Annotated in this window: 18 protein-coding genes and 1 pseudogene; 8 read left to right on the top strand and 11 right to left on the bottom strand. The window is 50.7% G+C overall.

Annotated features, from left to right (window positions below; genetic code table 11):
• Nucleotides 1-97: 97 nt before the first annotated feature.
• Together ACCI51_RS01820 and aceK are read right to left on the bottom strand one after the other, a co-directional pair.
• Nucleotides 98-601 carry a hypothetical protein gene (locus ACCI51_RS01820; RefSeq protein ID WP_299588349.1) on the bottom strand — a complete coding sequence of 168 codons (504 nt, stop codon included), beginning with the start codon at nucleotides 599-601 and terminating at the stop codon, nucleotides 98-100.
• Nucleotides 602-657: 56 nt separating this feature from the next.
• The gene (gene aceK, locus ACCI51_RS01815) at nucleotides 658-2,412 is read right to left on the bottom strand and encodes a bifunctional isocitrate dehydrogenase kinase/phosphatase (RefSeq protein WP_299588346.1); all 1,755 of its coding nucleotides are present in this window, start codon (nucleotides 2,410-2,412) and stop codon (nucleotides 658-660) included.
• 157 nt (nucleotides 2,413-2,569) lie between these two features.
• Here aceK and ACCI51_RS01810 point away from each other — a divergent pair, with 157 nt between their 5' ends.
• Nucleotides 2,570-3,178 carry a MarC family protein gene (locus tag ACCI51_RS01810; protein ID WP_299588344.1) on the top strand — a complete coding sequence of 203 codons (609 nt, stop codon included), beginning with the start codon at nucleotides 2,570-2,572 and terminating at the stop codon, nucleotides 3,176-3,178.
• A 466-nt stretch (nucleotides 3,179-3,644) separates the two neighbouring features.
• Complete coding sequence (locus ACCI51_RS01805; RefSeq protein ID WP_371842389.1) at nucleotides 3,645-5,438, top strand: sensor domain-containing diguanylate cyclase; 1,794 nt, start codon at nucleotides 3,645-3,647, stop codon at nucleotides 5,436-5,438.
• Nucleotides 5,439-5,448: 10 nt separating this feature from the next.
• Here ACCI51_RS01805 and pstS read toward each other — a convergent pair whose 3' ends face one another.
• Both pstS and ACCI51_RS01795 read right to left on the bottom strand, forming a co-directional pair.
• Nucleotides 5,449-6,534: a phosphate ABC transporter substrate-binding protein PstS gene (pstS, locus tag ACCI51_RS01800; protein ID WP_299588338.1), complete on the bottom strand. Its 1,086-nt coding sequence runs from the start codon at nucleotides 6,532-6,534 to the stop codon at nucleotides 5,449-5,451.
• A 129-nt stretch (nucleotides 6,535-6,663) separates the two neighbouring features.
• The gene (locus ACCI51_RS01795; RefSeq protein ID WP_371842388.1) at nucleotides 6,664-8,592 is read right to left on the bottom strand and encodes a PhoX family protein; all 1,929 of its coding nucleotides are present in this window, start codon (nucleotides 8,590-8,592) and stop codon (nucleotides 6,664-6,666) included.
• Nucleotides 8,593-8,920: 328 nt separating this feature from the next.
• Between ACCI51_RS01795 and ACCI51_RS01790 the strand changes: the two genes are divergently transcribed.
• Nucleotides 8,921-9,286, top strand: a complete 366-nt coding sequence (locus ACCI51_RS01790; protein ID WP_371842387.1) for a hypothetical protein — start codon at nucleotides 8,921-8,923, stop codon at nucleotides 9,284-9,286.
• 226 nt (nucleotides 9,287-9,512) lie between these two features.
• A pseudogene (locus ACCI51_RS01785) lies at nucleotides 9,513-9,949 on the top strand (phytase).
• 89 nt (nucleotides 9,950-10,038) lie between these two features.
• Here ACCI51_RS01785 and ACCI51_RS01780 read toward each other — a convergent pair.
• The 7 genes from ACCI51_RS01780 to ACCI51_RS01750 form a co-directional block, all read right to left on the bottom strand.
• A complete protein-coding gene (locus ACCI51_RS01780) occupies nucleotides 10,039-10,446 on the bottom strand; it encodes a VanZ family protein (protein ID WP_371842386.1) in 408 nt (135 codons plus the stop codon).
• Between the two features lie 436 nt (nucleotides 10,447-10,882).
• Nucleotides 10,883-11,770: an alpha/beta fold hydrolase gene (locus tag ACCI51_RS01775; protein WP_371842385.1), complete on the bottom strand. Its 888-nt coding sequence runs from the start codon at nucleotides 11,768-11,770 to the stop codon at nucleotides 10,883-10,885.
• 607 nt (nucleotides 11,771-12,377) lie between these two features.
• The gene (locus ACCI51_RS01770) at nucleotides 12,378-12,623 is read right to left on the bottom strand and encodes a VF530 family protein (RefSeq protein WP_371842384.1); all 246 of its coding nucleotides are present in this window, start codon (nucleotides 12,621-12,623) and stop codon (nucleotides 12,378-12,380) included.
• A gap of 121 nt (nucleotides 12,624-12,744) precedes the next feature.
• Nucleotides 12,745-13,074 (bottom strand): YceK/YidQ family lipoprotein, encoded by a 330-nt coding sequence (locus ACCI51_RS01765; protein ID WP_299588319.1) that lies wholly within the window; start codon nucleotides 13,072-13,074, stop codon nucleotides 12,745-12,747.
• A 100-nt stretch (nucleotides 13,075-13,174) separates the two neighbouring features.
• Nucleotides 13,175-13,513, bottom strand: coding sequence for a hypothetical protein (locus ACCI51_RS01760; protein WP_371842383.1), 339 nt, complete (start codon nucleotides 13,511-13,513; stop codon nucleotides 13,175-13,177).
• A 539-nt stretch (nucleotides 13,514-14,052) separates the two neighbouring features.
• Entirely contained in the window at nucleotides 14,053-14,718 is a 666-nt protein-coding gene (locus ACCI51_RS01755; RefSeq protein WP_371842382.1) for a replication protein P, read from the bottom strand.
• The gene (locus ACCI51_RS01750) at nucleotides 14,630-15,955 is read right to left on the bottom strand and encodes a DnaT-like ssDNA-binding domain-containing protein (RefSeq protein WP_371842381.1); all 1,326 of its coding nucleotides are present in this window, start codon (nucleotides 15,953-15,955) and stop codon (nucleotides 14,630-14,632) included. The genes ACCI51_RS01755 and ACCI51_RS01750 overlap by 89 nt, the downstream gene beginning before the upstream one ends.
• Before the next feature lie 204 nt (nucleotides 15,956-16,159).
• On the opposite strand from ACCI51_RS01750, the gene ACCI51_RS01745 reads away from it, so the two are divergent.
• The 4 genes from ACCI51_RS01745 to gbpA all read left to right on the top strand — a co-directional run bounded on the left by ACCI51_RS01745 (nucleotide 16,160) and on the right by gbpA (nucleotide 22,243).
• Nucleotides 16,160-18,403: a heavy metal translocating P-type ATPase gene (locus ACCI51_RS01745; protein WP_371842380.1), complete on the top strand. Its 2,244-nt coding sequence runs from the start codon at nucleotides 16,160-16,162 to the stop codon at nucleotides 18,401-18,403.
• Complete coding sequence (locus ACCI51_RS01740) at nucleotides 18,403-18,771, top strand: cupredoxin domain-containing protein (RefSeq protein ID WP_371842379.1); 369 nt, start codon at nucleotides 18,403-18,405, stop codon at nucleotides 18,769-18,771. The genes ACCI51_RS01745 and ACCI51_RS01740 overlap by 1 nt, the downstream gene beginning before the upstream one ends.
• Before the next feature lie 251 nt (nucleotides 18,772-19,022).
• Nucleotides 19,023-19,850, top strand: a complete 828-nt coding sequence (locus ACCI51_RS01735; protein WP_371842378.1) for a DUF417 family protein — start codon at nucleotides 19,023-19,025, stop codon at nucleotides 19,848-19,850.
• Nucleotides 19,851-20,755: 905 nt separating this feature from the next.
• On the top strand, nucleotides 20,756-22,243 hold the full coding sequence (gene gbpA, locus ACCI51_RS01730; RefSeq protein ID WP_371842377.1) for an N-acetylglucosamine-binding protein GbpA: 1,488 nt from the start codon (nucleotides 20,756-20,758) through the stop codon (nucleotides 22,241-22,243).
• Nucleotides 22,244-22,363: the final 120 nt, after the last annotated feature.

The following is a 22,363-nucleotide window of genomic DNA, read 5'->3' as shown; positions in this document are numbered from 1 at the left end:
AGATTAATGGTTTTTAAACACAGCAACGAGGTCGCGGTGCGCAGCTGGGTAGCAGGCAACAGGCAAGGATGCACCTCTTTCATTGTGTGGCGCACAGTTATCTCTCCTGACTGAACCCCACCAACTTGCCACGATTGAATGAAAAACGATAGCGCAACCCTATACGCAGCCGCTCGGCGCAGGGAGACTGAATAATCATACGCGGGTACTGAGGTGTGACGACCCAGGTCTGGAAATCATTGCCGGGGCCGCGGCCGATCAGCCAGTAATAATCCCCCCTTTTGCAGAAGGCGCGCGGTGCGCAGCGTTCACTACCCCACACATAGGCCAGCACGTCGTACTGCATAGGCACGTTGGTCTTTTCCTGAAAGGGTTCGCGCTCACTACCGGTAAAGGTATAGAGACTGTCAAAGGTAACCGGGCGAAACCCTTGTGCGGGGATGGCGCAACTGACCACTTGGGGTTTACCGGTGATACGGGCGTATGGGGGCGGTGCCTTTTCCTTGCCGACGATGGTCATTTCGCTGGGCAGATAACCGCAGCCGCTGGCAGTTAATAGAGCCAGGGCCGCGAGGGTTGCGGCCCATGCAAATATGCGCACTGATCACCTATTCGAATTGTTAGGGCCTCCTACCAATATAGCCATAGTTTGCGCGCTTATTTTTTCCGTGCGATGGCCGGGGCGCGACGGTGGAAACGCCATTTGCGCCGATAGGGGAAGGCGCTTTCCACATGTCCGGCGCGAATACGGTCCTGCAGGCGCCTCCAGTAACGGTAGTCGTAGAGATCACTGTGCAATCTTTCAAAAGCGGCGCGCGCGATGGGGTTGCCGGAGAAAAACAGGCGGAACTCCTCCGGAAAAACATCCGCCTCATCCACGGTATACCAAGGTTTATCTGCCAGCTCCTGCTCGGGGGTTTGCGCCTCGGGGATCTTGCGGAAGTTACATTCCGTCAGTGCGCAAAGTTCGTCGTAATCATAGAAAACCACACGACCATGACGGGTCACACCAAAATTTTTGAGGAGCATATCACCGGGGAAGATATTGGCTGCGGCCAGTTGCTTGATGGCGTTGCCGTACTCTTCCATCGCCTCGCGGATTTCCGCATCGCTGGCATTCTGCAAGTAGAGGTTGAGCGGCTCCATGCGGCGCTCGACATAGAGGTGTTTGATAATCACCCATTTGTCGTTAATGATTAATTTGGATGGAGCCACTTCCTGTAATTCGCGCAACAGCTCCTCGCTAAAGCGATTACGATAGAAGATGAAGTTGGTGTACTCCTGGGTATCTGCCATGCGTCCAACCCGGTCAGAGCGGGATACAAATTTATATTTTTCCCGCACAATTTTTTCGGTGACGGTTTTAGGCCGATCGAAGCGGTCTTTAATAACCTTAAAAACTACCGGGTAGGAGGGCAGGGTAAACACACTCATGACCATGCCCTTGATACCGGGGGCAATGACAAACTGATCATTGCTCACCTTCATATGGGCGAGGATATGGCGGTAGAACTCCGTCTTGCCATGTTTGTGGAAACCGATGGAATTGTACAGCTCCGACTTTTCCTTGAGCGGCATAATGGTGGAGAGAAAGCGCACAAAGCGCGAGGGGATCGGGGCATCCACCATAAAGTAGGAGCGGGTAAAACTGAAAATGATGCTGGCGGAATCATTGCTGTGCAGTAGGGTGTCAACAAAAATGCCGCCGCGGCCATTGTTCAGACAGGGCAGAATAATGGGCACCACTTCGCCATTGAAAATCATGCGCCCAACCAGGTAAGCGGCTTTGTTGCGGTAGAAAACGGACTCCAGCATATCCACACGCAGCTGTTTTTCATTCTCCAGGTGTGCGAGGGGCTCTGCGCGCAGAGCCGCACAGATATTTTCAATATCTCGCTGCATGTTTTCCCAGGGCGCGGAAAAACTGAAGTCCTTGAGAATGTCCTCGATCATACATTCGAGGCCATCGCGACCACTGTAACTGATATAGATACTGTAATCGCGCAGCGGTTTATCTTCGGGTGCACGCGAGGGTTTGACGAAAATATTCTTATCGTGAATATCTGCGTGCTTGAACTGGCTGCAAAAGACCGAGTTGAAAAAGGTTTCGGCAATCTCGTAATTGCTGTGATTGGCGATCAACTGTGCATAGGTGGCGCGGGCATCGCGCCACAATTCCAGCTGGCCGGTGTCTTTACTGGTGACCGAGTGCACCAGTTTAAGTACTTGGTTGACCTTGATTTTATACAGGTCGATACGCTCTTTATTGGCGTGGTGAGCCGCCTGCCAGGCGGCTGTCTCAAAGCGCGCTTTGGCGCCTAGAGTGATGTTCTGGTAGTCTGCGAAATACGCATCAAAACCATTCAGGATGGTCTTAGCGATGCGGCGGGCGGTCGGTGAGTGATTGGTCATGCACTAGACTTGCTTTCAGAGTTTCAGGTTAAGCATTTGCCAGTAGGGCTGTTATTGGTGGTCGATGGGCATACCATATTCTACCCCCAAGGCGCTTGCCGATCTCCCCGCGGCAGGGAATAAGCGGATAATAGTAGCATGGTACGCCGGAGCACCCTTGAGCGATTGGATTAGTAGTTTTGTTTTTTTCTTTGCAGTGATCGATCCGGTGGGCACCCTGCCGGTATTTATCGCGGTCACCTCCCGCCACGCCGAATGGCAAAAGCGTAAAATCGCCTGGCTCGCCGTGTTGGTGGCCACCGGCATACTGTTGTTCTTTTTGCTGGTGGGGCAGTTTCTGCTGGAAGCGATCGGCGTACCCCTTTCTGCCTTCCAAGTGGCAGGTGGCGTCGTGCTGTTCCTGTTCGCCCTCACCATGATCTTTGGTGACAGTAAGCCGGAGCAGGAGATGGAAATTGTGCGAGAGGGGCACGAGACAGCGATCTTTCCTCTGGCTGTCCCCTCAATCGCTTCACCGGGGGCCATGTTGGCGGCGGTGGTACTCACCGACAACCACCGCTTTGATATGATGCACCAACTCAATACCGCTTCGGCGATGCTTGCGGTACTGGCCATTGTGATTGCGTTGTTGCTCACCGCCAATTGGATCTACCGCTTTATTGGCAATGCCGGGGCCAGTATCGTCAGCCGGGTCATGGGGCTGATACTCGCCTCCGTGGCCACCACTAATGTGTTGGTGGGAATTCAGCAGTTCTTTTCGATCTAGCCGCTTGTGGCGGGTCCGCGCGATTATTCCCGTGGGCTCGCTTAAATGATCTTTTGGGATTTAGCAGGAATCTTGAAGTCATTGCCAATAGGACTCTTCACAAACTCTACCTCCCATTCAGGTTTACCTTTCGGCGACAGCCATTTTATTTTTTGTGACTTTCGTGAATATAAAGATTTTCCTTTATTGACACGCTGAAAGCCCTCTTTAAGTCGCCGAAGAAATTTCCCAGATAGGAACATTTCGGCGGGTTGATCATCCCACTGGTAGTGCCTACCCAGCATATTTAGCCTTAAGTGAGAGGCTGTCATTTACTGCTTGGAGTGAACGCTTTATAACAACAGTGTTTTATCTCGCGCGCGCCCGAATTATGAAAGACAAAATAACAAGACTGCGGCTTCTGAATTTGCGGCGTGTTAAAGTTATATGTTGGTACTTTCGTTTCGCTTTTTGTGCTCTTCTATTATTGTTTATCTGCGGTGTTTTCTTCCCGCAAAACCCCGTATGGGCACATACCCCCCTCGATGTCACGGCCAATGAGGCTGGCGATAAATTTACTGGCCTCCACGCCATATGGCATGACGAGCACGGCGAGAGTGGTCTTACCCAAGCGCTGCAAGCCTATGAACAGGGAGAGTTTCATACTCTGGAAACTGCGGGCTCCACCGGGCTTCAAGCCGGTGTCTTTTGGTCTCACTTCTCCCTGCACAACCGGGACAGCCAGCCGGTAACCTTGCATATTGAATACGTCGATCACCAACTTGTTGGCCTACAGGTTTTTAGTCGGGAGAAGGGGAGTAGAGAGGCATTTCGCGAGATAAGCAACCTCTCAATTTATCAGCCCTTTGATAGACGCCAGGTGGCACACAATCGCTTTGTCTTCCCGCTCACCATTGCACCAGGGGCCGCTGAGGCGCTGATGGTGAAATTCGATCCCGGTGAGTTGGGCGTGATTTTCCCCAGTCTACGAATTTGGAGCCCTCAACCTCTACAACAAAACAGTAAGGGGGAAATCAGCCTGATGGCCTTTCTGTTTGGGGGCTACTTCCTGATGGCGATCTTTGCCCTGGTGGGGGCGATCGCCATTAATAATAAAATTTTGTATTTCTATTCTTTTTACTGTGCCAGCAAAATTTTAGTGTGGGGCACAGTATTGGGATATACCCACCAATATCTGATGAAAGGCAGCTTCCACTGGGGACATGCCACGCTCAGCGGCGCTGTGGCGATTATGGCGGGGCTTTTTTTCGCTCGCACCTTTCTAAAAACCCGTCGTCACACACCAAAACTCGATGCGCTGTTGCAACTTATGCTGCTCAATGTAGCGTTTTTAGTGGGGTGTGTTTTATTGGATTGGAAGGCCCTGTCCCAGATATCCATGATTATCGCGTTGCTGTGTTATCCGCTGGTGGTGCCTATCGCCCTGATACGCTGGCGTCAGGGGGAAAATGCCGCGGGGGTATTTGCCCTGGGCTGGGCGACCCTGGTACTGGGACTGCTGGCACAGGCGATGCGCGATCTTGGCTATGTAGTGCACAATCCGGTCAATTATTACTGGCCACCGGTTGCTTCCTTTGTCGAGATGCTGGCGATCATGGTAGCGATTGGCCTGATGGTACAGCGCCTGCGCTTGCAAAAAGATCGGGCGGAAAAGAAATACCTGCAACAGTTGGAAATTTCCAAAACCGATCTGGAGTTGCTGGTGCAGTCGCGCACCAGAGAATTAGAGGCGGCCAAGGCCAGAGCGGAGCTGGAGGCGCGCACTGATCCCCTCACGGGTATTCACAACCGCCGCAGCTTCTTTGAGGAGTCCAACCTGCTGCTCAAGTTGGTCCAGCGCAAGGGGATTCCCCTGGGCATATTGATGTTGGATATCGACCGCTTTAAATCCATCAATGATATGCACGGTCACCTAATCGGTGATCAGGCCCTTTGCGCCACGGCCAGAGTGATTGCCCAGCATGTGCGCGAGGTGGATGTCTTTGGTCGTATCGGCGGCGAGGAGTTTGCACTGCTGGTCAGCGCCGATGGCCCTGGCACACTGGCCATTGCCAGGCGTATCCACCGGGATATCGCCAAGATTATGATCAAGTCTGCGCAGGGGCCGGTTCAGTTTACGGCGAGTATCGGTGTGGCCCAGTTACAGGGGGAGCGCGATGTATTGGAATTATTACAGCATGCCGACAGCGCTCTCTACCGGGCGAAAAGAGCGGGGCGCAATCGGGTCTTGCCCTATGTTACGGTGGACACAGATGCCTGAACGGGTTGCACTACTGCACGTAAGTGACGGCGTTGAGGACTCTTAGGCGCACACTTTCCGGTAGTGGGACCAGTCCAATATTCCCGGCCTCCGCTTGGGAGTTTTGACTCAGCATAAATACCAGCATTTGCCGCAAAGCTTGGGCTTTATCATCTTCCTGGTTGGCGTAGAGGAGCAGCCAGGAAAAACTGGTGATGGGGTAGGCGCTCTGGCCCTTGGGGTCCCACACCCAGGCGATCAGATTGGGTGCGCCGCTCACAGGCAGCTTGCTATTGGGAAACTCTACTTCCTCCAATGCTGCCATGCCGCTCTTGGCGCTGGCCTCAACATATTGACCCGCACGATTTTGCAGCACGGCCATGGGCAGGTTGACGATCTCGGCAAAGCCGTGTTCGACGTAACCGATGGCTCCCGGTATCGCCCTGACTTTGGCAGCTATCCCCTGATTGCCGGGAGCCTGCTGAAAGGTTGCTAGCTTGGGCCAGTTGGGAGTCCGGTCCAGCCCGATGGTTTCGCGAAATGCTTCGCTCATGGCACTGAGGTGACCCGAGAAAATATACGAGGTGCCGGAACTTTCCGAGCGGGTGATCACTGTAATATCGGTGCGTGGCAATTTCACACCGGGATTACTGGCGACGATGCTGGGGTCATTCCAGTGTCGCACCTTGCCCATAAAAATGCCTAAGTAGGCTTCCCGAGACAGCTTTAACTCCTCGATACCGGGCAGATTGAATACCAGTACTACCTCTCCGGCTGTGACGGGAAGTACCACGCCCCCCTCTTTGAGATGCTTGAGTTCATTGATCTCTATAGCCGCGTCAGAGGCGGCAAAATCTACGGTATGGCCGATAAAATCACGGATACCATCTCCGCTGCTACTCATCTCGTAAAAGATAAAAATATTGTTTTCCCGGTGCGTGAACTGGCGAAACCATTCGACATAAATGGGATAGGGGAAACTGGCGCCGCTGCCTCGTAAGTTGACGGGATTCTCCGGCACCTGGGCCTGGGTTGGCACACTAAAGAGCAGGATACTGGCCATTGCCGCCAGTAAGACTACAAGGGGGCGTAAGACCGTGGGGCACCTCGGTAACATGGGGAACCTCTACTAAAGAGCCGCCAGTATTCCTTTGGGAACCGGCGGCGTGCCACACAAAAAGGGCGGTAAATAAAAATTTTAGCAGGGCCGCCTGGATTGAGTGAAAGCGCGCCGACAGGAGATTTCCTAACGTCCCACCTCGCCGCCATCGTCCCGGTAGATTGCCAATACCGAAGGGCGCGGTGGCAGGTTCGGGTCATTGTCTGGCCAGCGGTGCAGGGGAGAGCTGAAGGTTGAATTACGCGCCTCGGCGGGATGTTGCACCGCCACAAATAGGGTTTTGCCATCGGGGGTGAATTCCGGACCGCAAACCTCAGCCCCTTGGGGGCAGCCAAAAAAGTGCTTGGGCGCCGCGCGTAGAGGGCCCTCGGTGGCCATGGCCCAGAGGCCGTCGTGAAAACCGAAGCGCTCGCAGCCGTCGGTGGCCACCCACATATTGCCGCGGGGATCGAAAGCGACATTGTCCGGATTGGCAAACCAGCCGTGGCTGGAGATGTTGTAGTGAGATTGCTGGCCATAGGCACCGCGCTCCGCGGGGTTTTCCGCATTGGGATTGCCTCCCAGAAGAAACTGCTGCCAGCGGAAGTGGTTACTGGTGTGATCCCGCTTACCCGTGCTGCCGGGGGGCACAATTTCCAGTACATGGCCAGCGGTGTTGCGGGGGCGGGGATTGGCTGCGTCTACAGCGTCTTTGCCACGTTTTTTATTCTTGGTCAGCATTACATAAGTGCAGTCGTTGTGGGGATTGGTTTCCACATCCTCCGGGCGGTCCATGGGGGTGGCGCCCATGAGCGCAGCTGCGCGGCGTGCGTCGATTAAAACATCCGCCTGGCTGCGAAAGCCGTTTTCCCTAATCAATGGGCCCTGGCCAACGATCAGTGGCAGCCACTGCCCGCTGCCGTCCTCGCCAAAGCGCGCCGCGTAGAGGGTGCCCTCGGTCAGCAACTGGCGGTTGTGGGCGGTATCGTCCGGTTTGTAGATATCTTTGGAGACATAGCGGTAGACAAACTGGTGCTCGTCGTCATCGCCGCCATAGGCCACCACCGCCTGGCCCGGTTTGCATACCAGGGTGAAGCCCTCGTGTTCAAATCGGCCGAGGCTGGTGAGTTTGCGGGGGACAGACTGGGGATCGTAGGGATCGTATTCCACCATCCAGCCAAAGCGGTTGGGCTCATTGGGCTCATGCTGGATATCGAAGCGCCGGTCGTAATCGCCCAGGTTGCGGTTGTGCGGCGATATACCAAAGTCGCGATGATTGCGTGCCTCGCGAGGATCCTCGATGTCGTCGGGGGCCCCCTGAAAGGCACCGCCAAACCCCTCCTCGGCAATTAACACGGTACCCCAGGGGGTCTTGCCACCGGCGCAGTTGCCGATGGTACCGAGTACTCGGGTACCGCTGGGATCTGCCGCGGTCTGCAGCCGCTTGTCCCCCGCTGCGGGACCGCGGATCTGCATCGCCGTCGTCAAAGTAATACGGCGGTTGTAAGGGCTGTCCAGAATGACCTGCCAGCCCTTATCTCCGCGCGCAATTTCTACCACCGAATGGCCACAGGCGGCCTGTTCAATGGCGACATGTTCAGCGCTGACTCCCCGCGTGGCGCTATATTTATTGTTATAACCGGGGAACATCAGATGTGGCTGGGTGTATTCGTGGTTTACACACAGCAGGCCGCGGGTGCTGTTGTTACTTCGGTAGTGGAGGTCTCCGCGCTCCGCGGGGATATCCGCCGCCAAGGGCATAAAGGCGATAAAATCGTTGTTGTAGCCAAAACGGTGTAACTGGCTTTGCGCAGTGAGTGCTTGCGGGCGAAATTCCGCAGTGTTGTCATCAATGGGATCACCCCAGCGCAAAAGAATATCCGCGCTGTATTCCTGCGGCAGGTGGTGTTCGAAATCCAGGCTGTGGGGAATTTCCCGAAATGAAAGATTCACCGCAGTGGCCTTTTGCTTGGCGTCGCAGCCGGGAATTAACGTGGAGGCTGCCCCGACGGCAGTGGCACCTCCGAGGGTCTTGAGTAGCTGTCTGCGACCGGGATTTTTGGGGGAGTCTTTCATGGGTGCTGCTCCATTGCGGGAAACCTGAGAATACATTTCGAATGTTTTACATATCAGTGTGCACACATAGGGTGGAAATCACTGTAGATCATGTGGCGGTACCACCCGGTGAGCCATTCATTAGTAGGCAATCTTGCTACAGGTGAATGTTTCTCGACTTTGCTGCCAATTAATAAAGTATCACCGGTAGGAAAAATTGAGCGGAAAACTTCCAGGTTTTTCTGAAGGCTTGATGACAGCTTAAAAAAATCGTCATGCAAAGCTCATAGAGGCCCTCTAGTCTGCGCTCCAATAAATACGCCATCGATATCAATTGGAGCGGGATACGATGAAGAGTAAAACCATTGACGTTCGATGGCCCACCCCTCCGGTGACAGCACTCGCCTCAGTTATTTTTTGCGCCAACATTGTTTATTGTGCCAATGCCTTCGCGCAGGAAAATCAATCCCGCGTTATGGAAACGGTAACCGTCACCGCCCAGACCAGCAGCGCGCGCAGCGACCTGGGTCGTCAGCAGAATTCTAACAAAGTGGTGGCGGTGCAAACCTCCGATGCCATCGGCGAACTGCCCGATTCCAATGTGACCGAAGCCCTGCAGCGCATGCCGGGGGTCTTCATTGCCCGCGACCAGGGCGAGGGCCGTTTTGTGGGGGGGCGCCGGACTAGATCCCAATCTGAACGCCGCCACGATTAACGGTGTGAGCTCCCTGCACCGGAAACCGCGCTGTAGCCTTGGATGTGATTCCCTCCGATTTACTCGCCAGTTTGGAGGTATTTAAAACCCTGATCCCCGGATATGAGCGCAGATTTCAGACGCAGGGCTGTATCAGTTAGAGCTTTTCCTGGATAGTCAATCCACAGAGTTTACCCTTAGTATTCAGGCACGGATTTCCGTTGACAGCCAAGTTGAAGGTTGTGTTGTGGATGACAAAAGGCAAACCCTTTTCTTCGCCGAGGAGGACCGGGGGATTTGGTCGCTAAGTTTAGAAAAACAATCTGGCAATACGACACAGCCGCAGCTGCTTGCTGCCGTGGATAACAAAATACTAGCGGCTGAGATAGCGGTTACCTGATAGCCTCCACCCAGGGTAACGACAGCTATGCTGCGTTCTCTCGGGATGGTAAGGACTTTATCGGGCAGTTCAGGGTAGCGCTGAATATGCAGGCAGGAATTGATGGCAGTTCAGAGACTGATGGCCTGGAGGTAACCAGCGCGTACCTTGGATCGGATTATCCGGAGGGCCTCCTGGTTATTCAAGACGGCAGAAACCGACTGCCCAGTGCTACACAGAATTTTAAGCTGGTGGGCTGGGATTCAGTCAGGAAGTCACTGGACCACAATGCCATTGCCAAGTAATACATCAGCGACGTATTGAGCATGTAACCGATGGAAGGGAATCGTACAACGGGTAAATTTCTTATCAGGGTCGAAATTCCGGCTGTATGTTAGCGATTTATATCAGGGTTTCGCCGCTCTAATTGATGGGCCGCCAAACTGGCAAGTGCAATACCGATAAGATCGGCACCCAAATCCAGAAAGTCAAAAGTACGTGAAGGTAAAAATGCCTGGCTTGCCTCTTCAGTCAAAGCAAATATTAATACTCCTAGAGTCCCATAGTAGATTTTTAGCGCGTTCAACTTGAAGGTGCGAAACCTACTGGCCACAATAGCCAGAAAAGCGAGTAGGCCAAACAGAAAAATATGCCCGAACTTATCACCATATGGAATGGCCCTCACAAGATCAAAGAAAATGCTGTTGCTGGCTGTGTTTGCTAAATAAATTATCCACAGGATAAAAGAGAAAAAGGCGAGGGCTATTGTAAATAAAAATTTGTACATAGAGGAAAGGAACATCTGGTTACTGTGTTAATCAATGTGATTTATAGAGAAAGCCGGAAATGAGAAATCTATACTGAGATAAGTTTCAAAAAAATGTTGGGGTTTTAGGTTGCCCAATAGTAAACGTTTTTTTTGGCATTTCTTCTCTAAAATTAGACTCGACGTGCCGAGAAGCTAAGGTAGGGACCGTAGTCCCCAATTTATAGTTGTAGTGTTACTTTCTCGATTAATCGGCCATGCCGAGCATAGTAATACAATTGGTATATTCTGTTACTTTACTTTTTAAGTTGGTGCGATATTACCAAATGTTGGTCTCTATTGGCTATGCATTCAACCTGAATTTAAAAGAAACATCCCCTGGAATTTAGGCCCGGTGTTATCGGGCCTAAGATACCCCAGTTGTATGCAAATTGAGGCGTAATATTTTTCGGGCGTATAGGTCAAAGATAGATCACTTACCTTCAATGCTTGACAGGAAATTATCCAAGGCGTGGTTAAACGCCTTAGGTCTCTCCCAAAACATCATATGCTTCCCCATATAAACGGCTGTTGCCGATGGGGTGTTGGCTTTAATCCACCTGTCCGCCACTTCCTTCATCTCTTGACGCACGATATAAAGTAGAGGCAACTTTCCTTCCTGTGAAATAAGGTCTCTACTGTAGTCCAAATAAAATCCTGTGGCATTATTAATGGAAGCAACACTGCTGGAAGTTTGACGGGCGATATTGGATACCCAAGTAACTTTTTCTGGGGTAGGGTTTTCGAGCATCCATTCACTAAATTCAGCAATTACCTTCTCTCGATTTTCAATAATACCCTCGGTAAACCCGCGTGAATAGCCATCTGAATCGTCGTTTAGGTACCACACCCATTCATCGCGCGTGGCCCCTGTAATATCTGGGCCCGTGTCGATCATGATCATTGCTTTGAGCTTATCAGTTCCGAACTGATTCAAGTAAGCCAGTTGTTCTGTGACACCATAGGACCAACCCGCTAGAATTATATTTTCCAAATCTAATTTATCAATCAGCCGGGCTAGATCCCGAGCATGCTGTTGGTAGGTATGCCCCTCAACAGGTTTTGAGGATTTCCCTTGGCCTCGCGGGTCATATGTCAGCGCCCGGTACTTTTTTGAGCCCTCAAAATGTGCAAGTTGATGCTCAAATACATCGGTCGACATCATCCAACCCGGGATAAAGATAATGGTTGTATCGCCCTCGCCGACCTGCTTGTAATGAATGGTAAGAGTTTCATCTATCTTAACCTCTTCGGCAGTCAGATTCCCGATTGATAGCGTAAGTATCACAACTATGTTTATCAGAAATTTTATTTTTTTCATGATCGATCCATATATATTTTTGATGATTGCTGCTCGATGTAGGGGAGTTAACTGCTTGATCAAGTAGTTTTACCGAGCTTATTTCCGTTAGACGTATATGAAAATTCTTTTAAATATTTATAGGGCTGGGATGAAATTTTATCATCATATCCATTGCTAGGTATCATAATTTTTATTGACCACTACAGAGCATTTTTGGGGGTTTGATCGCCGCTAGGGACTCTACTTATCCATAATTTGGGTGAGGTCACCAAAAGTAGACCCAGTGATAACAATGCTATTGATTGATATTTGGATCCTTAAGTATGCGCTGTTTGAAAAACTGTATTCGCTTTGGGTTCTGAAAAACTATCAATAATAACACTCCACCAATTTTCAGGAAGGATGGCGGTCAGGTCTGTGCCGAAATTTCATCCCAATTAAAGTCCAGTTGTAAGGGATATTTTTCCTGTGGGCATGTATCCAGTATCTATAAGTCTTTCATGGTCGATATTATGTTTCAGGAGAAACGAAGCCGTAAAGTCGAGCTGAAATTTCTACGGCCTTACCTGTCGTGTTTATGGTTGGGAGGGTAGGCAACCGCAGCGCCGGTATAATCGTAAATAATTCAACTGGACCCACCCCAGGGGGATGGTTTTTCAAAGGTTGAAATATACAAATGCTCAACCTTATCTCTGGCCCATTGGGTTTTACGCAAAAATTTCAGTGATGATTTTATCGATGGGTCACTCTTAAAACAATTGATGTCAATCCTTTGGGCCAATCCGTCCCAGCCATAATGCTCTCGAAGCTTCGTTACAACTGTCTCTAGTGTGACACCATGCAATGGATTATTTGGTTGCTCATTACTCATGATGGAATATGCCATTATTACTTTAAGGGTTTGTCCTGTTTAATTAAACGGTGATCAGTTGTCGTAAGAAGCGTGCTCGATTTTATCTGGGCTGAGGGGTGAAATTTAAAACTCATGACTTTTAATTCACTTTAATATTGCCATTTTTTGCCTGCATAAATACTGTATATGGCAATACAACAGTATCTGCTGCTACCGAAAATACGGCATCAACTGCGGCTAGGGGCACATTGTTTACCGTTGACCCTTTATTTATATGTTCACTTGGTTCGCTATTTAGCAGGCAGAAGGAGTATGAGGTGCCACTGTAAACTCTTGGAATACTCTCACAATAACTCCTATGTCCTTGATGGCTAATATCTACCTGATTGTTCTCGGGGTTCACTGTCTTTACGGTGGCACATGAAATACATAGCAATGCAGTGGGTACCAAATAAAACAATTCCTTCAAGATTTATTCCTTAAGTTTGTGTCTGATTATCTGTAGTTGAACTATACGTTAGTTCATTTTCCCAAGGTGTAAATGGCACGATTTTATCGTGCTAGGATTTTTAGGCTGCGTAGGTGTTAATTAGTAGATAAAAAATGCTATCAACTGCCGTTACGACAAATAACACCATTAGTCCATAAAGTATCGAGGGTTTCCATGGGAGTTCAAACTGAAATCGTAACATAAGTGCCGGAATAATGAGGTATAATATTACCAGTATAAATAAAAGCTCCTGATTGATGCCCGCTATTCCTGTGACTATTCTGGCTAAGAAAATCAACATTGCTGGAATAAGTACAAAGGCAAAAGATGTAAATCCGTCTAACCCCCGATTTTTTCCTCGTTCAAAGAGTTTTAATAGAACGAAAACTATACCGCTTGCCAATAATGCTTGAATCATAAACTTTCTCAATTTTTATCTTATTCAATTGATCTGCTGAGGCTTGTAAGCTGTTTATTATTGTTGGTTCTGGAAGCGTAGAACAAAGTCATTCTCTCTGCTTCTCTAAAGGTCCCCATCCATTTATCGGCGTTATTCTTATAAGTGATTAGGGTTGTAAGTGTGTATTTACTTACTGTGGCTTCCTTGTATACTCTAAGGTGCTTCTGAATAAATTGTAAGCCAATTAGGTCGTATTCTGCTATCCAGCAAGATTGCGATGAGTCATGCATTAGGCCACCTCTGCTACGTAGTTTATCGCTTAAGAGAGTGTCCGTCGTTGGTGGGTAGGATTATTACAATCCTTGTCAGGATACCGAACAGCTTCAAGATAATCTTGAATCTGAAAGACGTTCTATCTTTTGAGGATGGCTTAATAAAATACAGGGAAGGTGACCTAAAGCTTTCAGTAGATCTGGTCATGATTTGGGAAAGTATGAAGGGAGGTGGGTGTTTGGAGAACGGCGCTAAGCGTATTTTTTAACGCCATCTACAGAAGTTTAAATACCTAATTCAGCACGCAAAGCAGCCATCTTTTGTGCATTCTCTTCTTTGGAAAGAGGTGTTCCTGGTTTTTCTTCCAGTTTTAATGGTTCTGGTGCGCTGAGTTTTTCTCCTTCCAAAACCCGCCCACAGAGTTTGCGGTAGTGTTCGGCAAATACCGGGTAGGCGATAGATTCGGGGTTATTGGCGAGGAAATGCCAATTGGATTCGCGCCCAGCGTGGTATACCACTGGGTGGCTCCACTTGTGATTGGTTTTGGGGCTTGGGGCGTTGCAGGCTTCTCGATAGGCGGCACGGGCTTCTGGAAGGCCATTTTCACCAGCGGCACAAAGCTGCAACATCTTGTGTACTGTGGGTAGATATTCGCTCTGCAAAATCGCGCGTTTCGCGCCCTGCATAATATCTTGCGGGGCGAAAGAGAGCAGAGCCTCCAGCCACAAACGCTTGGCGTGGTGCAAGGTTTCCGTATCCGGGAAGGCGGCACTGAACTGGTTGTGGTAATTCAGTTTAAAAAGTGCAAACACTTCGTTGATTACACGTTTTTTCTCGTTCAGCTGTTCCTGGCTTTGTCCGCTACCAGTTTGTGTCTGTGAGTATGTCGCCGATCGATCGGTCGCGGGTGCGCTGGTTTGCGCTGTTATTGGATTCTTGTGGTTTGCCATAAGAGTTTCCTATTGCCAACTTGTTGCGCTCCGCCCATTGGTGGCGGGCATGACGCACAAATACGGCGTCCCAGCTTTTGCGCGCGGCATTTTGTCCGCGCCAGTAAATAATAAATTCAGGCACGAGGGAGAGGGCGAAGTCCCGCTCGATTTCACACTGGTTTACCAGGTGGCTGAGACAATCACCGCCCGGTTGCCAATTGCGTGAGATCGGTTTAGCTACCGGGTTCTTTTCAATACCCTGGCAGTAATAGGCCCATTCTTCGCGGGCGTATTCAATAAATAATTCACCCCAGCGGGCACTGTGGCCGCCCCGCTCAGTCCACTTATAGATAAATTCAGGCAGCAGCTCGGCGGCAAAGCGCGGATTGATTGCCAGACGCTGTAGCTGTTCCCAGGTGTGTTCACTGGGCTGCCAGTCACGCGCCATAGCGGTGGGTTTACGCTTTTCGATAAACGGGGTGTCCTGCTTTTCCCAGTCTTCCATGATCCAGTCATTGAATTCTAAGTCCCAGGAAATGGACTGCTTGCCGCTCGAGTGATGGTAATCGAGAAAGCGCTGTAATCCGCGGCTGACAAATGTGCTGGGCACGCCTTCGTCTGCCAGTTTGCGCAGGGTGTCGCTGTTCGGTTGCCAGCCCTCAGGCAGAGCCTGTTTTCGCTGGGCGGTAGCGCGAAAGGCTTCCCATTTACTCTTTACCTGGCGGAGGAACAAGGAGCCAAAGGAATGACGTGGTTCCGCACGTTCGCGCCAGTAGGTGACGAACTCCGGTAGTTGTTCGCGCACGAAATGCTCGGGGATACCCAGTTGGCTGATACGCGCCATGGTTTCGGCATCCGGTTGCCAGCCCGGTGCGATGGTATTGGCGCTGCGGCTGGACGGTGCATGCGCCTGTTGGACAGGCGGTGGTGTGGCGGCGGAGCGCTTGTATTCGCCGGGTAGGGCGAACTTCAGGATCTCGCTGCTGCCGAATGGAGCCGCGCCAAGCAATAGAGCTCCCTGGTTGCGTAGGCTAGTGGCCACACGCTGAATATCGGCCGCTTGCCAGAACGGCAGCAACAGATACAGCTGCTCCCCCTGCGCGGTGTACCAATCCCGCCCCCCATAAGGTTCCAGGGGTAGGAAAGGCGTCAAGTCGCCGAGTGCTGTGAGTAATACCGCTTCCTCCAGGCCAACAGTCGCGGCCAGAGACGGTGAGATACTCAGGGGTCTTTCAGGGAGCAGGGGGTGTTTCATGGCGCGATAATAACACTCCGAAGTGGGCCTTGCGCGGCCTTTGCACTCGAGTTTGGCTAGGCCTCCGAGGCAGCAATTGGGCCGCTAAGCTGAAGATTGGCGACGCTTGCGCAAATAAAGAAGAGATTGCTGCGCAGACTATTGCCTTACCCCAGCGGTAAGGTTGTAACTTTGTCGCTAGAAATGGTTTCTCGGGAGAGCATTATGGCGAATGAGCAGCAATCAAGGCAGACAGTGTTCCGTTTAAGCGGCGTAAATTGTGCCGGCTGTGTGAACAAGATCGAGCGTGCCGTGCAGGGCGTGGCGGGGGTACAGGATGCCCGTGTCAACCTGGCCGATAAGACGCTCACCGTGCAGGGAGCGGCTGCGTCTCAGGCCTGTATCGAGGCGGTGCGCCAGGCGGGGTACGACGCCGAAGTGGCTATGAGCAGCGAGCGCCAGCGGCGTGAGGAGCAGCGCGCCCAGGAGCAGCGTCACTATCATCAGCTTCTCTGGCGCTCCGCCATCGCACTGGGTGTGGGCCTACCGCTGATGGCCTGGGGGCTGATCACCGACAAGATGTCGGTGAATTCTCTAGCAGACCAGCTCGCCTGGGGTGCAATGGGACTTGTCACCCTGGCGATCCTGGTGTTTTGCGGTGGGCAGTTCTTCAGTGGTGCCTGGAAGGCGCTGCGTCACCACAGTGCCACCATGGATACCCTGGTGGCGCTGGGTACGGGCACGGCCTGGCTCTTCTCGATGTTGGTGGTATTGGTGCCGCACCTGTTACCGGAATCTGCGCGCCACGTGTACTTCGAGGCCAGCGCCATGATTATCGGCCTGATCAGCCTGGGCCAGGCGCTTGAAGTGCGCGCCCGCGGGCGCACCAGTGCGGCGGTGGAGAAACTGCTGGAGCTGCAGGATGCCTCGGCGCGGGTGCTGCGCGCTGGTAAAGAGGTAGACCTGCCGATAGATCAGGTGCAGACCGGGGACCAGTTGCGCGTGCGGCCCGGTGAAAAAATTCCCGTGGATGGCGTGGTCTTGGAGGGCTCCAGCCTGGTGGATGAATCCATGCTCACCGGCGAGCCGGTGCCGGTGAAGAAAGGCGAGGGGGATAACTTGGCCGCCGGCACCTTGAATAAAAACGGTAGCCTGCTGTTTCGCGCGGAAAAAGTCGGCGCCGACACCCGCCTTGCGCAAATTATCGAGATGGTTAAAAACGCCCAGGGCTCGCGGGTACCCATCGCGCGCCTGGCCGACCGGATCTCTGCAGTTTTTGTACCGGTTGTCATGATTATTGCCGTAGGAGCGGCACTGGTCTGGTTCAATCTGGGGCCTGAGCCCCGCGCGGCTCATATGCTGGTGGTGCTGACTTCGGTGCTGATTATCGCTTGTCCCTGTGCTCTGGGGCTGGCGACACCCATGTCGGTGATGGTGGGCGTGGGAAAAGGGGCGGAGTACGGCGTGCTGGTCCGTAACGGCAAGGCGTTGCAGCAGTCTTGCAACCTGGACGTGTTGGTTGTGGATAAAACCGGCACCCTCACCGAGGGCTCGCCGCGTCTTACCGATATCGAAAGCGATGGAGACCGCGACCAGTTGCTGCAACTGTTGGCGAGTCTGGAGCAGGGCTCCGAGCACCCGCTGGCTGAGGCAATCGTCACTGCCGCCCAGGAGAAAAAACTGGGCCTGCAGGCGCCGGGCGATTTTGAAGCCATTACTGCACATGGGGTAAGGGGCACGATTTCCGGCAAAAAAGTGCTGCTTGGCAACAGTAAGTTAATGCAACGGGAAAATATTGCCCTGGGGGACTGGCAGGCACGAGCCAATTCCCTGGCGGAAGCGGGGCGCACGGTGATGTATGGGGCTGTGGATGGTGAGCTGCAGGGTATTATCGCGGTGGCCGACCCTATCCGCAGCGATGCCGAGGCGGCGATCGCGCGTTTGCGTACACTGGGTCTGCGTATCGAAATGCTCACTGGTGATAACAGGGCCAGTGCTGAGGCCGTGGCCCGCCGCCTTAACATCGATAAGGTGCACGCGGAGTTATTGCCGGAAGATAAAGAGCAAATCGTTGCCGAGCTGCAAAAAAGCGGTGAGCGTGTGGGGATGGTGGGGGATGGTATCAACGATGCGCCGGCCTTGGCTCGCGCCGATGTGGGCTTTGCCATTGGTGCGGGCACCGATGTCGCTATCGAAAGTGCCGATGTCACTCTGATGCGTTCCTCCCTGCATGGCGTCGCCAATGCGGTGGAGTTATCGCGGGCAACATTGGGCAATATTAAACAGAATCTGTTCGGGGCCTTTATCTACAACACTCTGGGTATTCCCATTGCTGCAGGGGTTTTGTTTCCGATAACCGGCATGCTCCTGAGCCCCATTGTCGCCGGTGCCGCCATGGCGCTCTCCTCTCTCACCGTGGTGAGCAATGCCAATCGCCTACGCCTTTTTAAGCCTTCGGAGGTCCACTAATGGAAGCGGTCTTGGTAAATACAATCGGAGTATTGCTGATTATTGCCATTATTTGGTGGTTTTGGTTGGGGCCCAGGCGCGGTGCGGTACAGGCTGTGGAGGCTAGTGAGAAATTGCAAATTCTGGTTAGAGGCGGCGTTTATGAGCCGGATCATATTCGCCTACCTGCCAATCAAGCTGCCACCTTGCACTTTCGTCGCGAAGACCCGAGCCCCTGCTCCGAATGGGTGATTATCCCGGATCTGGGCATTAGTGCTGAGTTAGAACTCAATCAGGAAACTTCCGTAGAGATACCGGCTGCGAAACCGGGAAAGTATCCCTTTAGCTGCCAGATGCAGATGTACCGGGGCACTCTGATCTTGGAGTAGTTTGGTCGTAGTGTGCAGCGGCAGTTGTTCTTGGCGAGTCGCCAGGGGGCAGTGTCATATGCTGGTACTTGAGGGCAGCTGTAATAATTTCCCGCCGGGTCCGACCACTCTTTATCGGCATCCAGTTTTTCGCCACGCCACCTTTGTGAATCGTCATGCTTCCGGAAACTTTTCGGTAAGGGTGGCTAAATTAACGGAAAGTGACGAGTGGCACTGCGCTGAAATTATTATTCACGATATGGCCCGGAACAATGAATATCCGCTTACAAAAACTGATATCGGCCCTCTTGGGCCTTTCCTTTGCACTGATTGCTATCGCTATATTTTCTGGCCAACAGGGCGGTTTAGCATCAATTTTTCGATTTTATGGTATTAGCCAAGCGTCTGATCTCACAGTAGCAGGGATTGCGTCAGCGACCATTTTCATGGTGGCAGCCGTATTAGCGCTACTTTCATTTTTACACCGAAAATGGATGCGTGTTTTGGCTTTATGGATGATTGTACTATCCGTAGTGCCTTTACTCAGCCTCTTCGGCAGTGCCCATTGGATAGAGAGCTTGGGTGGGTTTCCCGCGCTCGGTTCCGGGCAGGGTGTGATCAAATACTTTGCATTGGTCGCAATAGGTTTGACTCTACTTAGCCACAACACCCTTCAATCGCGACTATATATTTGGCTAAATTTTCTGCCGGTAGGTTTGGTTTTGCTGTGGATTGGTGGCATGAAGTTTACGGCTATAGAGGCTCAGGGTATTGAAGGCCTGGTTAGTAGCTCCCCTCTTATGGCCTGGCTTTATCGCTTTTTCGATATTCAGGAGACCTCCAATATTATTGGTGTTTATGACTTGGCCGCTTTGGTTGTGTTGGCCATCGGTATTCATATTCGCGCATTATTTTGGCCGGGAATATTACTTTGTAGTGCGGTTTTTTTGACTACACAGACCTTTCTGTTCAGCTACCCAGGGAGCTGGGTGAGTCTAGGACTGCTGTCCTCTAGTGGGATCTTTATTATAAAGGATCTTTGGTTTCTAGCTAATCTACTGATAATGATAGATATCCAGCGGCGGCTGGCTTGTACTTGATAGGATTGATTCCAAATAAATGCCAGAAAGAGTCACAAGACTAGCGTTTAAGATGCTGAAGGGAATACGGCAAATGTGCGTGTCGCTGAGAATTTGTTTTTCTTTTTTATGCTTTTCTGGATGTTCTCATTTACTTAAAAAAACCACTTAAAGAGCCTCGGATTGATTCCTTAATCTCTCTTCGGGGCTTGAAGGCGACAGATATTAGGCGCAGCGCGCCTAGCCAGCTGCAAGAGCGGCACGCACTAGCAGTGCTTTTAAGTCGCGCTCTACGCAGCTTTCAGGGTGATTCCTGCGCTACATTGTGACCTCCTGGAGGAACTTAGTCACTCCTGCGAAGCCATGCCTCGATGGTGAGCAGGTCTAACAGTCCATGGCATCATGGGGTTATTCAGAGTTTCCTTAAGCTGCTTTCTCGCAGAACATCAAGGGGGTGGCAAGCGCAAATAGTGCAAATAAGTTCTATCGATACACAGTATTTTCATAAAAAAGATACTGATCCTACCTATGGTGATTTTTATTTTTCTGGAACGGTAATCGAGTTTTGGCCATTAATTTGAATGGCTGGGGATGAAAAAAATTAGGCGAACTATATCGCTGAAATTTTGCTATTGAGGCGTTTATACCACCCGTCTAGACGGTTGGTATAAGGAAAGCTCTCTTGAGAGTATCTTAAACAGAACTTCGAGTTTGCGTATGGCGACAAGATTTCACATTATTTGCACAATAATAAAAATTTTTGGAACCGCATCTGTGGGTCACAGTCCATTAACCTGACAATAACGCCTTGTGAGTAATTTTCTAAAAATAGTAGTACTTGCTTTGTAGGGCTAAATAGGGAATTAAACATACCCAGGAAGGAAACCGTACATGCATAAATAATGGTTGTAGATATGATTTTACGAATGAAAAAATCGGCTCCATCTTTGAAAAAACCTGCATTAAATCAAACGCTACTGGCGATGCTTTTGGCTGGTATTAGTTCCAATGTAATGAGTCATGGCTATGTTGAAGAGTATGGTGGAGGGGTTGCATCTGCACGGGGAACTTTATGTAAATATCCTTTATCCACAACAGGTCAAAAGAATGTGGATTGCGGGGCTGTTCAATGGGAGCCGCAGAGTGTTGAAGGCCCTGAAGGATTTCCGCAAAGTGGTCCGGCGGATGGTAAGATTGCCAGTGCCGGTAGCAATGTGTGGTCGCCTTTAAATGAACAAACGGCTGACCGTTGGCTCAAAAATCCTATTACAGCGGGTAAACAAACTTTTAAGTGGCACTTTACGGCAAATCATGTTGCCCGTGACTGGAAATATTATATTACCAAACAGAACTGGAACCCGAATCAGCCATTAACCCGTGACTCATTTGATCTCAATCCATTCTGTGCTGTCGATGGAAATAACCAGAAGCCACCGATTGATATGCATCACGAATGTGTAGTTCCCGATCGAGAAGGCTACCAAGTGATTCTCGCAGTATGGGATGTAGCGGATACAGCCGCGGCCTTTTACAATGTTATTGACGTAGAGTTTGGTGGTGATGGTATCCCCGAATCAGACTGGAGTCAGGGTGGAACTATCAACCCAACACAAAATTTAAAAGTTGGGGATAAAGTTTCCACGCGTGTTTACAGTAGTAGCAGCGAAGAACCTACGTATTCGACCGTGTTGGAAATTGCTACAGATGAACAGGGCATGGCTAATAATTGGGCATATAATCTTGCGGCCAAAATCAACCAAGAGCAGACCAGTGTTCGCGCAGGTCAGCTTATTAATGAAGATCAATTTAGCCCAGTCTACGGCTCAAACCCAATATATTTGCAGAATGGAAGTGGTCTGGAGCGTGTTGAAATCAATTATGAGATCAATAGCCCGATACCTGACTACGATTTAGATGTGTCAGGGCTTGAAGATATGTACTCAATATCTGGAGAGCCACTTTCTTTACAGCTCGCTCTTACTGCAAAAGGTAACATCAGGGCCGATCTCAAGGTTTTGAATCATGCGCGAGAAACACTGGCTAATTATGAAGTCAATATGAGTGATGGTCAGAGATTGGATAAGACTTTGACACTCTCAAAATCTGAACCTGGACATCACATGTTGGTGATCGTAATAAAAGATATGGATGGCAACTTGATTGATCAAACCATGCAGGATTTCCACTTGATGGATGACGATGTAGCACCACCACCGTCAGGTAACTATGATTATGTATTTCCTGAAGGTTTAAAATCATATACTGCAGGAACAAAAGTGATGGCCAGTGATGGTAATATTTATCAGTGTAAACCTTTCCCCAACTCTGGTTACTGTGTGCAGTGGAGTCGAAGTGCAAACCAGTTTGAGCCGGGCAGAGGATCGAACTGGGATATGGCTTGGGATAAACTGTAGCCCCTAAAAATGAAACAAGGCCCCTTACTGGGGCCTTGTTGGCGTTTTAGCTATAAAAAGTCAGAAAATTCTTGGTTTTTAATGCTTCCATTTTTTCAAAAAATGAAAATCATAATAACT

The organism is Microbulbifer echini, from assembly GCF_041447225.1.
Taxonomy (GTDB): Bacteria; Pseudomonadota; Gammaproteobacteria; order Pseudomonadales; family Cellvibrionaceae; genus Microbulbifer; species Microbulbifer echini.
Note: the sequence above shows the minus strand (reverse complement) of the source record. Positions and strands in the feature narration are given on the sequence as shown.

Bases quoted from the DNA above. Each gene is read 5' to 3' on its own strand.
- ACCI51_RS01790 (WP_371842387.1), top strand. From the start codon at position 8,921: ATGAAGAGTAAAACCATTGACGTTCGATGGCCCACCCCTCCGGTGACA.
- ACCI51_RS01770 (WP_371842384.1), bottom strand. From the start codon at position 12,623: ATGAGTAATGAGCAACCAAATAATCCATTGCATGGTGTCACACTAGAG.
- ACCI51_RS01745 (WP_371842380.1), top strand. From the start codon at position 16,160: ATGGCGAATGAGCAGCAATCAAGGCAGACAGTGTTCCGTTTAAGCGGC.
- ACCI51_RS01750 (WP_371842381.1), bottom strand. From the start codon at position 15,955: ATGAAACACCCCCTGCTCCCTGAAAGACCCCTGAGTATCTCACCGTCT.
- ACCI51_RS01780 (WP_371842386.1), bottom strand. From the start codon at position 10,446: ATGTTCCTTTCCTCTATGTACAAATTTTTATTTACAATAGCCCTCGCC.
- pstS (WP_299588338.1), bottom strand. From the start codon at position 6,534: ATGTTACCGAGGTGCCCCACGGTCTTACGCCCCCTTGTAGTCTTACTG.
- ACCI51_RS01775 (WP_371842385.1), bottom strand. From the start codon at position 11,770: ATGAAAAAAATAAAATTTCTGATAAACATAGTTGTGATACTTACGCTA.
- ACCI51_RS01755 (WP_371842382.1), bottom strand. From the start codon at position 14,718: ATGGCAAACCACAAGAATCCAATAACAGCGCAAACCAGCGCACCCGCG.
- aceK (WP_299588346.1), bottom strand. From the start codon at position 2,412: ATGACCAATCACTCACCGACCGCCCGCCGCATCGCTAAGACCATCCTG.
- ACCI51_RS01760 (WP_371842383.1), bottom strand. From the start codon at position 13,513: ATGATTCAAGCATTATTGGCAAGCGGTATAGTTTTCGTTCTATTAAAA.
- ACCI51_RS01740 (WP_371842379.1), top strand. From the start codon at position 18,403: ATGGAAGCGGTCTTGGTAAATACAATCGGAGTATTGCTGATTATTGCC.
- ACCI51_RS01735 (WP_371842378.1), top strand. From the start codon at position 19,023: ATGAATATCCGCTTACAAAAACTGATATCGGCCCTCTTGGGCCTTTCC.
- gbpA (WP_371842377.1), top strand. From the start codon at position 20,756: ATGAAAAAATCGGCTCCATCTTTGAAAAAACCTGCATTAAATCAAACG.
- ACCI51_RS01795 (WP_371842388.1), bottom strand. From the start codon at position 8,592: ATGAAAGACTCCCCCAAAAATCCCGGTCGCAGACAGCTACTCAAGACC.